At 54.6% G+C, this 13,689-nt stretch carries 14 protein-coding genes; 8 read left to right on the top strand and 6 right to left on the bottom strand.

Going from position 1 to position 13,689, the window contains the following annotated elements:
- Positions 1–98 precede the first annotated feature (98 nt).
- From ppsR to VH187_RS19655, 8 genes are all read left to right on the top strand, one after another.
- Positions 99–932, top strand: coding sequence for a posphoenolpyruvate synthetase regulatory kinase/phosphorylase PpsR (ppsR, locus tag VH187_RS19690; protein ID WP_329703132.1), 834 nt, complete (start codon positions 99–101; stop codon positions 930–932).
- 165 nt (positions 933–1,097) lie between these two features.
- A complete protein-coding gene (aroH, locus tag VH187_RS19685) occupies positions 1,098–2,144 on the top strand; it encodes a 3-deoxy-7-phosphoheptulonate synthase AroH (protein ID WP_329703131.1) in 1,047 nt (348 codons plus the stop codon).
- Positions 2,145–2,362: 218 nt separating this feature from the next.
- Complete coding sequence (gene hemP / locus VH187_RS19680) at positions 2,363–2,587, top strand: hemin uptake protein HemP (RefSeq protein ID WP_329703130.1); 225 nt, start codon at positions 2,363–2,365, stop codon at positions 2,585–2,587.
- An 84-nt stretch (positions 2,588–2,671) separates the two neighbouring features.
- The gene (locus VH187_RS19675) at positions 2,672–4,651 is read left to right on the top strand and encodes a TonB-dependent hemoglobin/transferrin/lactoferrin family receptor (RefSeq protein ID WP_329703129.1); all 1,980 of its coding nucleotides are present in this window, start codon (positions 2,672–2,674) and stop codon (positions 4,649–4,651) included.
- A 47-nt stretch (positions 4,652–4,698) separates the two neighbouring features.
- Positions 4,699–5,727 carry a hemin-degrading factor gene (locus VH187_RS19670; RefSeq protein WP_329703128.1) on the top strand — a complete coding sequence of 343 codons (1,029 nt, stop codon included), beginning with the start codon at positions 4,699–4,701 and terminating at the stop codon, positions 5,725–5,727.
- Complete coding sequence (locus tag VH187_RS19665) at positions 5,724–6,542, top strand: heme/hemin ABC transporter substrate-binding protein (RefSeq protein ID WP_329703127.1); 819 nt, start codon at positions 5,724–5,726, stop codon at positions 6,540–6,542. The genes VH187_RS19670 and VH187_RS19665 overlap by 4 nt, the downstream gene beginning before the upstream one ends.
- A complete protein-coding gene (locus VH187_RS19660; protein ID WP_329703126.1) occupies positions 6,542–7,531 on the top strand; it encodes a FecCD family ABC transporter permease in 990 nt (329 codons plus the stop codon). Before VH187_RS19665 ends, VH187_RS19660 begins: the two co-directional genes overlap by 1 nt.
- Positions 7,532–7,568: 37 nt before the next feature.
- Entirely contained in the window at positions 7,569–8,291 is a 723-nt protein-coding gene (locus VH187_RS19655) for a heme ABC transporter ATP-binding protein (protein WP_414714008.1), read from the top strand.
- On the opposite strand, the gene selO is transcribed toward VH187_RS19655, so the two are convergent.
- The 6 genes from selO to btuC form a co-directional block, all read right to left on the bottom strand.
- Entirely contained in the window at positions 8,288–9,730 is a 1,443-nt protein-coding gene (gene selO / locus VH187_RS19650) for a protein adenylyltransferase SelO (RefSeq protein ID WP_329703124.1), read from the bottom strand. The two genes, VH187_RS19655 and selO, sit on opposite strands and share 4 nt — an antisense overlap.
- Positions 9,731–9,791: 61 nt before the next feature.
- A complete protein-coding gene (locus VH187_RS19645; protein ID WP_329703123.1) occupies positions 9,792–10,505 on the bottom strand; it encodes an EAL domain-containing protein in 714 nt (237 codons plus the stop codon).
- Positions 10,506–10,784: 279 nt separating this feature from the next.
- Positions 10,785–11,249: an NlpC/P60 family protein gene (locus VH187_RS19640; RefSeq protein ID WP_329703122.1), complete on the bottom strand. Its 465-nt coding sequence runs from the start codon at positions 11,247–11,249 to the stop codon at positions 10,785–10,787.
- A gap of 77 nt (positions 11,250–11,326) precedes the next feature.
- The gene (gene btuD, locus VH187_RS19635) at positions 11,327–12,064 is read right to left on the bottom strand and encodes a vitamin B12 ABC transporter ATP-binding protein BtuD (RefSeq protein WP_414714007.1); all 738 of its coding nucleotides are present in this window, start codon (positions 12,062–12,064) and stop codon (positions 11,327–11,329) included.
- Between the two features lie 11 nt (positions 12,065–12,075).
- Entirely contained in the window at positions 12,076–12,627 is a 552-nt protein-coding gene (locus tag VH187_RS19630; protein ID WP_329703121.1) for a glutathione peroxidase, read from the bottom strand.
- A gap of 28 nt (positions 12,628–12,655) precedes the next feature.
- A complete protein-coding gene (gene btuC, locus VH187_RS19625; protein WP_329703120.1) occupies positions 12,656–13,636 on the bottom strand; it encodes a vitamin B12 ABC transporter permease BtuC in 981 nt (326 codons plus the stop codon).
- Positions 13,637–13,689: the final 53 nt, after the last annotated feature.

Here is a 13,689-nt window from a genome sequence, read left to right as displayed (position 1 = left end):
CAGCAGTTCATTTTTATTTTTAAGACAAACCCACCGAAACTATGATTAAAATAAATATAGGCTTCATGGAATTAACTTAATCTTACCGGATGGTCAAAATGGATAATAATGTCGATCGCCACGTATTTTACATTTCAGACGGCACCGCCATTACCGCAGAAGTGCTCGGCCACGCGGTGATGTCACAGTTTCCCGTTTCGGTGAACAGCATCACGCTGCCTTTTGTCGAAACCGAAAGCCGGGCGAAAGCCGTTAAAGAGCAAATTGACGCTATTTATCAGCAATCCGGCGTTCGTCCTCTGGTGTTCTACTCCATCGTTTTACCGGAAATTCGCACCATTATTTTGCAAAGTGAGGGCTTTTGTCAGGACATCGTGCAGGCGCTGGTGGCCCCGCTACAGGAAGAGTTGAAACTCGACCCAACGCCTATCGCGCACCGCACTCACGGTCTTACGCCCGGTAATCTCACTAAATATGATGCCCGTATCGCTGCCATTGACTACACGTTGGCGCACGATGATGGCGTTTCGCTGCGTAATCTCGATCAGGCGCAAGTCATTCTGCTTGGCGTGTCGCGCTGCGGTAAAACACCCACCAGCCTCTATCTGGCAATGCAATTTGGCATCCGCGCGGCGAACTATCCGTTTATCGCCGACGACATGGATAATCTTGTGCTTCCCGTCGCGTTGAAACCTTTGCAACACAAGTTGTTCGGTTTGACTATTGACCCGGAACGCCTGGCTGCGATCCGCGAGGAACGCCGTGAAAACAGCCGCTACGCCTCGATGCGCCAGTGCCGGATGGAAGTCACGGAAGTCGAAGCGCTGTACCGCAAAAATCAGATCCCTTGGCTTAACAGCACGAACTATTCGGTTGAAGAGATCGCCACTAAAATTCTCGACATCATGGGCCTTAGTCGTCGCATGTACTAACACACTAGTACATCATCACAAAATACGCTATCATCGTTTTGCAATGTATGCGCATCACCCTGCTGAATATCGTTTGAGCCTTGAATTCAGCAGGGATTGGTTTATCGTGATGCGCATCACTTCCGGTATTTCTGCCGTAGAAGCAACCAAATTCTGAGAGTCCCAATGAACAAAACTGATGAACTGCGTTCGGCGCGCATCGACAGCCTGGTAACGCCTGCTGAACTGGCGCAGCGTCACCCTGTCTCTTCTGACGTCGCGAGCCACGTGACCGCTTCCCGCCGTCGCATTGAAAAAATTCTTAATGGCGAAGATAAACGTCTGTTGGTGGTGATTGGCCCTTGCTCTATTCATGACCTGGATGCTGCGATGGATTACGCCCGTCGCTTGCAGGCGCTGCGTGAGAAACACCAGTCGCGTCTGGAAATCGTCATGCGCACCTATTTCGAAAAACCGCGTACCGTCGTGGGCTGGAAAGGCCTGATTTCCGATCCGGATTTGAACGGCAGCTATCGTGTGAATCACGGCATTGAGCAGGCGCGTAAATTGCTGTTGCAGGTCAACGAACTGGGCGTGCCAACGGCCACCGAATTTCTCGATATGGTGACCGGTCAGTTCATCGCCGATCTCATTAGCTGGGGCGCGATTGGTGCGCGTACGACTGAAAGCCAGATCCATCGCGAGATGGCCTCGGCGCTCTCCTGCCCGGTCGGCTTTAAAAACGGTACTGACGGCAACACCCGCATTGCTGTCGATGCGATCCGTGCCGCTCGTGCCAGCCATATGTTCCTGTCACCTGATAAAAACGGTCAGATGACCATTTACCAGACCAGCGGTAATCCGTACGGGCACATCATCATGCGCGGCGGGAAAAAACCGAATTATCACGCAACGGATATCGCCACAGCCTGCGATACACTGCATGAATTCGATTTACCGGAGCAGTTGGTGGTGGATTTCAGTCACGGCAACTGCGAGAAGCAGCATCGTCGCCAGCTTGAAGTGTGTGATGATGTTTGCCAGCAGATCCGTAACGGCTCGACAGCAATTGCCGGGATCATGGCGGAAAGTTTCCTGCGCGAAGGTACGCAAAAAATCGTTGCGGGTCAGCCGTTGGTGTACGGTCAGTCCATCACCGACCCTTGCCTGAGCTGGGAAGACAGCGAAATCCTGCTCGATAAACTCTCTGCGGCTGTTGATACGCGCTTCTGAGTTTCTTCGTCGGGCGGCGCTTCGTCTGCCCGGCCTGTTTCGTCTTCTTTGTCTGGTGGCGCTTCGCTGACCAGAGCAACTTCCGGTTATTTCTGCTTCACTGTCCAGATTTACAGCGCCTTTTTGGGCAATTGTGCTGTCATCACGTAACAACCCTTTTTTGATCCCGTCACCTATTTTTCACAAAAGGGGTTGCTGCGCCTTTTGTTTTGTTGATAATGATTATCATTGTTACATTGATTGCTATTTTTAACATTATGACATCTTCGGACACAACCGCCGCAACGGGTCAGACAACTTCTTCGCCACAAGCGCAAGCTGGCGATCGCCGTGTGAGCAGCAAAAGCCTGCTCGGGACGGAAGGACGCGTCATTATTGAGCATGATGGGCAGCATTACCTGCTGCGACAAACCCATGCCGGGAAACTGATCCTCACTAAATAACAGCTTTATCACACAACATTTCGCCAGCCACCCAGGGACTCACGCCGAGGCAGCCAGCGCTTTTCACTTTTTATGGAGAGTTGCATGCTACACCTGCATTCCGCATCCCTGCGCCCATCGCTGGTCGCATTGGCTGTTTTCGGCGCCATCACCACTCCGGCCCTCGCCGTCACTGAACAAATGACCGTGACCGCCACCGGCAACGAACGCAGCGCGTTTGAAGCGCCGATGATGGTCACTGTTATCGATGCCAATACCCCGGAAGGCCAAACCGCCAGTTCCGCCGCCGATATGCTGCGTCAGGTGCCTGGGTTGACCATTGACGGCACCGGTCGCACCAACGGTCAGGACATCAATCTGCGCGGGTATGACCGTCGTGGCGTTCTGGTGCTGGTCGACGGAATTCGCCAGGGCACAGATACCGGACACCTCAACAGCACGTTCCTGGATCCTGCCTTAATCAAACGAATCGAAGTGGTGCGCGGTCCGGGGGCATTGTTGTACGGAAGCGGCGCACTGGGCGGTGTGATTTCTTACGATACCGTTGACGCTGCCGATTTACTTCGCGCAGGCCAGAACAGCGGTTATCGCGTGTTTGGCACAGGCGGCACGGGCGACCACAGCCTTGGCATGGGCGCGAGTGCATTTGGACGCACCGATACGCTGGACGGCGTTGTTTCCTGGTCCAGCCGCGATCGCGGCGATTTAAAACAGAGCGATGGTTTCACTGCGCCGAACGATGAAAGCATCAGCAACTTCATGGCGAAAGGCAGTTGGAAAATCGACCCGGCGCAAAAACTGAGTGGTTCCCTGCGCTATTACAACAACGCGGCGCAAGAACCAAAGAACCCGCAAACGCCGGAGGACTCCGACAACAGCAACCCGATGACCGACCGCTCAACCATTCAACGTGATGCGCAGGTGACCTATAACATCGCCCCGGAGGGCAACGACTGGCTGAATGCAGACGTTAAAGGCTACTGGTCCGAAGTGCGTATCAACGCGCAGAATCTCGATGATTCTGGCGAATTCCGCAAGCAAACGACCAAAGGCGGCAAAGTCGAAAACCGCACGCGTTTGTTCACCGACAGCTTCGCCTCGCACCTGCTGACCTATGGCGGCGAATACTACCGTCAGGAGCAAAATCCCGGTGGCATGACTACAGGTTTCCCGGACGCACGCATTAACTTCAGTTCCGGCTGGTTGCAGGACGAAATCACCCTTCGCGATCTGCCGGTCACGCTTCTCGGCGGCACGCGCTACGACAATTATCGCGGCAGCAGCGACGGCTACGACGACGTTGATGCTGATAAATGGTCTTCCCGCGCAGGCATGACCATCAACCCAACCGACTGGCTGATGCTGTTTGGCTCTTACGCTCAGGCGTTCCGCGCGCCAACGATGGGCGAGATGTATAACGACGCGAAGCACTTCTCGATTGGCAGTTTCTACACTAACTACTGGGTGCCGAACCCGAATCTGCGTCCTGAAACCAATGAAACGCAGGAGTACGGTTTTGGACTGCGCTTTGACGATTTGCTGATGGCGAACGATGGCCTCGAATTCAAAGCCAGCTACTTCGACACCAACGCTAAAGATTACATCACTACGTCCGTAGATTTTGCTGCGGCGACTACCACCTCCATCAACGTGCCAAACGCTAAAATTTGGGGCTGGGACGTGATGACCAAATACACCACCGACCTGTTCAGCCTCGATGTGGCCTATAACCGCACTCGCGGAAAAGATACTGATACCGGCGACTGGCTCACCTCTATCAACCCGGACACCGTCACTTCCCGTCTTGATGTGCCTGTCGCACAAAGTGGGTTCTCGGTGGGTTGGATCGGTACTTTTGCGGAAGATACCAAAAGTATCAGCGCCTCGCCGCAAGCGGGTTACGGCGTGAATGATTTCTACGTCAGCTATAAAGGCCAGCAATCCTGGAGCGGCCTGACTACCACGCTGGTGTTCGGTAACGCGTTCGACAAAGAATATTACTCACCTCAGGGCATCCCACAGGATGGTCAAAACGGCAAAATTTTCGTGAGTTATCAGTGGTAATCACCCGGCCCCGGTTCGCCGGGGCATTTATCTGGAAGGAAGAGACAATGAATCACTACACACGCTGGCTGGCGCTTAAAGAAGAAAATCCGGGTCAATACGCGCGCGATATCGCCGCGATGATGCATATCAGCGAAGCAGAGCTGACCTGGGCGCGCGTCGGGCACGATGCCTGGCGCTTACAGGGTGAAATCCGCGAAGTGCTGGCGGCACTGGAAAACGCAGGCGACGTAAAATGCATTTGCCGTAACGAATATGCGGTGCATGAGCAGGTCGGCCGTTTCACAAATCAACATCTCAGCGGTCACGCAGGATTGGTGTTGAACCCGCGCGCGCTGGATCTGCGTCTGTTCCTCAACCAATGGGCCAGCTGCTTCCACATCAGTGAAACCAGCGCCCGTGGTGAACGACAGAGTATTCAGTTCTTTGACCATCAGGGCGATGCATTGCTGAAGGTTTACACCACCGACAGCACTGACATGGCGGCATGGGGCGATATCCTCACCCGCTTTATTCACGCCGATAATCCTCAGCTCGACCTCAAAGCGGCAGAAATTCCGGCCACCAGCGGCGATGTTGACGGCAAAGCGCTCGACGGCGAATGGCGCGCGATGACAGATGTGCATCAGTTCTTCACGCTGCTGAAACGCCATAATCTGAGCCGTCAGCAGGCGTTTCGCCTGGTCGGTGACGATCTGGCTTGTCAGGTGGATAACGATGCCGTGGCCCGTCTGCTGGCAAACGCCCACCAGGATGCCAACGACATTATGGTCTTCGTCGGCAACCGTGGCTGCGTACAGATTTTCACTGGCGCAATTGAAAAAGTTGTCCCGATGAAAGGCTGGTTGAATATCTTCAATTCGGCGTTCACTTTGCATCTGCGTGAAGACACCATTACTGAAACCTGGGTGACCCGCAAACCGACCGCAGACGGTCACGTGACCAGTCTTGAGCTGTTCGCTGCCGATGGCACCCAGATTGCGCAATTGTACGGCCAGCGCACCGAAGGCGAGCCGGAGCAAACCCAATGGCGTGCGCAGGTTGAAGCGTTGATTGCCAAAGGGCTTGCCGCATGAGAGCCATCGTCGCGCTGATCGCCGCCCTGCCATTGTTGGCGAGCGCGGCAGAGCAAAAAGTGGTGACGCTTGGCGGCGACGTGACGGAGATTGTCTACGCATTGGGGGCGCAAAGCGCCCTCGTTGCACGCGACAGCACCAGTCAGTGGCCTCCCGAAGCGCTCAAACTGCCGGACGTAGGTTATCTGCGCCAGCTCAACGCCGAAGGCATTCTCGCCACCCGCCCGACTACCGTTCTCGCCAGTGTGCAGGCGCAACCCTCGCTGGCGTTAAAACAAGTCGAGCAAAACGGCGTTAACGTCGTGACGGTTCCCGGCAGCAACGATGTGTCAGTCATTGATGAGAAAATCAAAATCGTTGCCGCTGCGCTGCATAAAGAACCGGAGGGCGAAAAACTTCGTCAGCAGGTAAAACTGGCACTCGACGCGCGGCCCAAAACGCCGCTCAACAAACGTGTGCTGTTTATTCTCAGCCACGGCGGCATGAGTGCCATGGCGGCCGGGCAGCAAACCGGAGCTGATTCGGCGATCCGCGCGGCGGGTCTGCAAAACGCGATGCAGGGGTTTAACCGCTATCAGCCGCTTTCGCAGGAAGGCGTGATCGCCAGCCAGCCGGATTTGGTTGTTATCTCTGCTGAAGGCGTGAAAAGCATGGGTGGTGAAGCGGGTTTATGGACGTTACCGGGCCTGGCGCAAACCCCTGCCGGACGCACGCAACAGGTGCTTTTGATTGACGATATGGCGCTGCTCGGTTTCAGTATCCGCACACCGGAGGCCATCCAGCAGTTACGCCACAAAGCGGAGCAATTGCCCTGATGACGTCGTTGGTTTCCCGCTCGCTGTGGTCGCTGCTGGCGTTATTGATGTTGCTTACATTGTGCGCCACTACTTTTGGCGCGCTGAAACTGCCGCTGGATCTTCTCTGGCGCGGTGACAGCGCGTTGCGCCAAATCTGGTTCACTATTCGTCTGCCTCGGGTATTGCTGGCGTTGACTATCGGTGGCTCGCTGGCGCTGGCAGGTTGTGTGATGCAAGGACTGTTTCGTAATCCTCTGGCCGATCCGGGATTACTAGGCATCAGCAGCGGCGCGGCGCTGGCTGTGGCGTTGTGGGTGGTTTTGCCCTTCTCGCTGCCGCTGGTATTGATGCTTTATGCGCCGATGTTGGCCGCGTTCATCGGTAGCCTGGCGGTGACGATGGTGATTTTCGTGCTCAGTCAGCGCCACGATAATTCTTTATCCCGATTGCTGCTGGTGGGTATCGCCATCAACGCATTGTGTGGCGCGGCTGTTGGTGTGCTGTCGTGGCTGAGTAATGACGCGCAGTTACGCCAACTTTCACTCTGGGGAATGGGCAGCCTGGGGCAAGCACAATGGTCAACATTGCTGGTAACGGCGTCCATTATGTTGCCTACCGTGGCGATAATCTGGCGACTGGCAAAACCGCTAAACCTGTTACAGCTCGGCGATGAAGAAGCACATTATCTCGGCGTTAATGTGCGGCAGATCCAGCGTCGTCTGTTGATGTGTAGCGCCTTGCTGGTGGCTGCGGCGGTAGCGATCAGCGGCGTGATTGGCTTTATCGGTCTAGTGGTGCCGCATTTGTTACGCATGTGGCTTGGGGCCGATCATCGCGCCGTTATACCCGGTTCGGTGTTGGTCGGCGCGATTTTGCTTCTGATCGCCGACACTCTCGCTCGCACCCTCGTTTCACCTGCGGAAATGCCGGTCGGTTTGCTGACCAGTCTGCTCGGCGCGCCGTGGTTTTTGTGGATGATTTTTCGTCGCGGAGGCCAGCATGGTTAATCGTTTCCAGGCCATCAATCTTTGTTATTCCCCTGTTTTGCGCGATATCAGCCTGACACTGGAACCCGGTGAACTGGTGGCGCTGATTGGCCCCAACGGCGCGGGAAAATCAACATTATTGCGGGTACTGACCGGCTATCTGCAACCCGATAACGGTGTCTGTTTATTGGGCGATAAATCGCTGAATGAATGGTCGCCACAGGCGTTGTCTCGCCATCGGGCGGTGATGCGCCAGCAAAGCCAACTCGGTTTCGACTGGCCGGTGGAAGACGTGATTGCGATGGGCCGCGCGCCGTGGGAACAGGCTGATAGCCAGCGCGTCGTAAAACAGGTGATGGATCTCACCGGATGTACACCGCTTGCCGGGCGAAAGTACAACGCTCTTTCCGGCGGTGAACAGCAGCGAGTACAACTTGCCAGAGCGTTGGCGCAGTTGTGGGTCGACGGTGCGCCACAGGGCTGGTTATTTCTGGATGAACCCACCTCAGCGCTAGATTTGTATCATCAACAGCATCTGCTGAGATTACTCAAACAGCTCACGTCGGCGGGTCGGCTGCATGTTTGCGCCGTCTTGCACGATTTAAATCTGGCGGCGCTGTGGGCCGACAAATTGCTGTTACTCCATCAGGGTGAAATTGTGGCGCAAGGTAGCGCGCAGCAGGTGTTGCAGGTTGATACGCTGAAGCGTTGGTATGGTGCCGAGGTGCATATCGGCCAGCACCCCGGCAGCCAGACGCCGCAGGTCTTTTTAGCCCCTTAGCTTGAACAACTCACTTCCAGCCGCTTGCCCCATTCCGGTGGGCGGCTGCCGTAGTCATCATCGCAATCGGCAAACGGGTCGCGCAGTGCTTCGTGCAAACGCACAAATTCCGAATAATCCCCGCGTTCCGCCTGCTCAATGGCGCGCTGAGCCAGCCAGTTGCGCAAAACTATCGCCGGATTTTTCTGTTTCATGCTCTGCTGGCGCGTGGTGTCATCGACTTGATCCAGTTGCAAACGTGCCCGATAACCGCTGAACCACGAATCAAATGCCGCCCTGTCGATAAACTCATCACGCAGAGGCGATGCCGCGCTGTTCTGTTCGGTTTCACCTAACATGCGGAACGTGCGCGTGTAATCGCTGCCTTCGCGCTCCATCAGGCTGAACAAGTCATTCAGCAATTCATTGTCTCCCTTCTGTTCGCTGAATAGACCAAGCTTGCCACGCATTCGTTTACCATATTCTACAAGCAGCGCTTCCTGGTAGCTGTCGAGCGCATCGTTGAGTGCCTCAACGGCGATAAACGGTGACAACGACTGCGCCAGACGTTGTAAATTCCACAGCGCCGCAGGAGGCTGATTATCAAAGCTGTAGCGGCCCTGATGATCGGAGTGATTACAGATATACCCCGGCTGATAATCGTCGAGGAAACCGTACGGACCGTAGTCCATCGTCAGCCCGAGAATCGACATATTGTCGGTATTCATTACCCCGTGGCAGAAACCCACAGTTTGCCAACGGGCGATCATTCGCGCGGTTTTTGTGACAACGTCACGGAACCACAAGGCATATTTGTCGTCTTCTTGTTCCAGATGCGGCCAGTGATGACGAATCACATAATCGGCTAACTCGCGCACTTTCTCGGGTTCACGGCGATAATAAAAGTGCTCGAAGTGGCCGAAACGCACATGGCTTTCAGCAATACGCGTCAACATCGCGCCCTGCTCAACCGTTTCGCGATACACCTGCGTGTCACTGGTCACCACAGAGAGAGCGCGTGTGGTCGGAATGCCTAGCGCAAACATGGCCTCAGAAGCCAGGCTTTCGCGCAGCGTTGAGCGCAGCACCGCACGTCCGTCACCCATGCGGGAATATGGCGTCAGACCTGCGCCTTTCAAATGCCAGTCGAAACGACGTCCATCAGCCAGTTGCTGTTCGCCGAGCAAAATACCGCGCCCGTCGCCAAGCTGTCCGGCCCAGACGCCAAACTGATGTCCGCTGTACACCTGCGCCAGCGGCAGCATGCCAGGCAGCAGCGTTTCGCCACCCCAGACGCCAGCGCCTTTTTCAGGGCTAAACAAAGTAGGCGACAAATCGAGGCTCTGCGCCAGCGGCGCGTTATGCCAGATAAGCCGCGCATTGGTGAGCGGTGTCGGTGACAATTCGGTATAGAAACCTGGCAGCTCATCGCGCCAGTGATGGGTAAAAGACAGGGTCATGGTTCCTCCTGTCTGTAGTGTAGTGTCTATGGGGAAAGATAAATACCGGCGGGATGCAGGGTTATTCTTGCATCAGAGCAGTCAACGAGGCAGCATCGACAGCAGGCCATAACGCCCCCTGTAATGCACTAAAGCCCCAGGGTTCAAGGCGTTCGAAGATCTGTTCATTGTCGACACCCGCCGCCATTATCGAGCTACAGCAGGGCTGCACCTGAGCGGTAATCGCCCGCATAAAAGGGTCAAATGATAATTGGGAGACCTGTTGCTGAATAAAATTTTTATCGAGCGCAACGCGTTTAAACAATCCTGAAAAGACGGCCTGAGTGCTGGTATCACCCGCCCCAAAATTGGCCAGAACTAAGGGGAAAAAAGAGGCCAGTTGAACCAATAAATGACTTTTGTCTGGCGCGTTCAATTCCGGGAAACTTTCTTCGACCGTTAATTCCAAAAACGAAAATCGCGCGGCCGCTTCGGCCAGGGCATTTTGCGTGAGCAGGGCTAAAGCAATTGCTGGCGTTATATTAATCCAGGCAATTAATTGCTGTTGAATAAAGAAGATCTGACAGCTTTCAAGCAGAGCGAGTTTTTCGCGAAACAGCGTGATTTCCTGTTCGGCGTTAAGACGTGAGGCAACCAGACTGGTTGGCGTGCGGACGGCATCATCCACTCCGACAAAGTTGGTGATTATTTCCAGCCCGACGAGCTGGCCCCCACCATTTCTGGCAGGGAGGAATAACAATTCGGTCTTCCAGGCTTTATCCAGTGTAACAATCATTGCGTCTCCCTTTGCTCAAGGGACATCCCTGGTCGCGGCTGTGTGGTTCCAGTAGAAAACAAAATCTTTGATTTTAAAAAGATTAATTTCATTCGTTCCTTTGTAAATCAGGAATTCCTTTGCGTTATCATTCGGATGATTGTAATCCATATTTGTGCGGTCGCACAATCCGGGATTCATTGCGTGAATATGATGATTAGCAATAATAATTTCGCAGTTTTGCGGCTATCTCTTATTTACGCAATAAAAAAGGGCCTTCAGACCCTTTTCATTTTCTTACTAAATTCGTCTGGCTTGCCAGAAATGCTTACGCCAGTAGACATTATCGAGCGATGAGCGCGTCACGCCCTGACTGGTAGAGGCATGAATAAATTGATTATCCGTGTCATAGATGCCGACATGCAGACCGTTGCCTCCTGAACCCGTATTGAAGAACACCAGATCACCCGGCAATAAATCGTCTTTGTCGATTTCAGTACCTATTTTTGACTGCTGCTTAGTGTCTCGCGGGAGCTGCAAATCGAATTGATCGCGGAAGGTCATCATGACGAAAGCGGAACAATCCACGCCACCGCGCGAGCTGCCGCCATAGCTATAAGGCGTGCCGCGCCAGCTTGCCAACTGATCGTTAAGGTTAGCAATGACGGTGATGGAATCGGAAAGCCGTGGGTTTGGCGGCGGCGCACGATGGCTACTGCACCCTGCTAAAATTAGCGCTGCCACTAAAATAAATAAGAGACGCATATCCTGGCGTTTCCTCTGATATTTTTTATAGAAATAATTTAGCTCGCGAATTCGGAAAGTTGCAACAAACCTTCTCGTTATAGTGCAGAAATCAGCACCTGTACGCCATCCGCTTCAAGCTTTTTGAACGGCATATCATACGCAGCCGTCAGATTTTCGATCGTCAAAACGTGCGGCGTCTCACCGCTGGCAAGCATTTTTCCCCGGCGCATCAACCATGTCTGACTGGAAAACCGCAGGGTGTGGTTGAGGTCATGACTGCTCATGACGATGGTTATCCCGACGCGCCTTAATTCTGCCAATAACCTGTCCAGCGCCGCCTGTTGCGCCACATCGAGGCTACTCATTGGCTCATCCAGCAGGAGAAGTTGGCCTTGCGGATTCCCCTGTGGATGAATTTGCAGTATCACGGCGGCTAACCGCACGCGCTGCCATTCACCGCCAGAAAGTTGGTTCACCTGCCGCGCCAGTTTGTCTTCCAGACCCAATTTTTCAGCGATTTCCTGCAGGAGCGCGTGTTGCGCTTGATCGTGCTGATGCAGCGTCAGGTAGTGCCAGACCGGCATGGCAAAGGGGGGCATCTGGTGTTGAGTCAGATAGGCGCGATGGCGCGCCAACTCCGGTGCCGCCCAGTCAGTTAAGGGTTTTCCATTGAGCGAAATTTGCCCTTTGCCCTGACTCAGCCCCGCCATTCTGGCGAGCAGCGTGCTTTTTCCCGCACCGTTCGGCCCGACGAGATGCACCATTTCACCCTGCTTTACGTCTGCAAAAACCGGGTGCAATCGCCCCGGTTCTTCCACGCCCTGAAGCTGCATCAGCGCCACAATTATTTCGCCAGCGCCAGCTTGATGGATTCCATCACAATCGGATCTTCCGGCGTCATGTCCGGGGAGAAGCGCTGAATAACGTTCCCGTCACGCCCAATGAGGAATTTTTCAAAGTTCCACAGGATATCGCCCTGCTCTTTTGGCGCGCGGCCTTTGCTGGCCATACGCTCATAAAAGCCACTGCTTTCTGGCGCGACTGCGACCGGTGCCTCTGCGGTCAGTTTCTGATACAGCGGGTGGCGCTGCTCACCGTTGACGTCGATTTTGCTGAACATCGGGAACGTCACGCCATAAGTGGTACTGCAGAAGGTTTTGATTTCTTCTTCACTGCCCGGCTCCTGGCCGAGGAACTGATTGCACGGGAAACCGAGCACGGTAAAACCGTCTTTCGCCCACGCTTCCTGAATATTTTCTAGTTGTTCGTACTGCGGCGTCAGCCCACATTGGGAAGCGACGTTCACCACCAGCAGTACGTTGCCTTTAAACTTTTCGAGACTGACGTTTTCGCCGTCGATGGTTGTCACATTTGTGTTGAGAATATCGTGTTGCATAGCGTCCTCTTGGGTTATCAGCTAGCGCTTAACGGCCAGCTCTTAATAGTAGCCAGATAAAAACGGGTGCGCCCAGGGTGGCGGTGACAACACCAATCGGCAATTCAGCCGAGGCCAGCGCCAGACGGGCAACGATATCGGCAAACAACAGCGCCGCGCCACCTGCCAGGACACAGGCAGGCAACAATACACGATGATCAGTCAGGCCACACAAACGCAGAATATGCGGAATAACCAGACCAATAAAACCTATCGCCCCGGAGAGCGCCACACTGACGCCCACCAGCCAGCCTGTCGCCAGTACCAGCAGGCGACGCCAAAGCCACAATGGCAGCCCGAGTTGCCTGGCCGATGTTTCGCCCAGCGACAGTAAATTCAGCGGCTGCGACTGCAAACAAATCCAGCCGATAACCGGCAGCAGTGCCACCATTAACCAGCCCTGATGCCAGTCCACACCGCCAAATCCCCCCATCATCCAGTACATTAACTGGCGCAGGTCAAATGAGGTAGAAAAATAGACCGCCCAGGTCATGGCGGCGCTGCAAATAATCCCCAGCGCTACACCTGCGAGCAGTAAACGGCTGGTCGATAGATGACGGCGAGCAAAGCGTAGCAGGATAACGGTAATAATGAGTGCGCCGAGGATGGCACAAATGCCAAGAACCCAGCCCGGTAGCAGGCCCTTCCCGAGCAACACCGCAGCGATAAGCCCAACGCCCGCACCGTTCGACACGCCGAGAAGCCCAGGCTCTGCCAGCGGGTTCTCAAACAACGCCTGCATAATGGCCCCGGATACCGCCAGAGCGGCACCAACCAGCACCACGGCGACGGTGCGCGGCAGGCGAATCTGCCAGACAAACAGCTCACCGCGCGCCGTAAACCATTCGCCAGGGGCAATCCACTGTTCACCCGCACACAGACTGAGAAAAATAGCGAGCAGAAGCAGCAACAGCAAAAGCCCCAGCCATCGCTGGTTTCGTTGCTGCTGACGTTGGGCGAGTGGCTGCATAGTGTCCTGACGGGAAGTTGAGGAAAGTGGAATGATTTTAAGAGGGTTATCGC

This window comes from Scandinavium sp. (genome assembly GCF_036271055.1).
Lineage (GTDB): Bacteria > Pseudomonadota > Gammaproteobacteria > Enterobacterales > Enterobacteriaceae > Scandinavium.
Note: the sequence above shows the minus strand (reverse complement) of the source record. Positions and strands in the feature narration are given on the sequence as shown.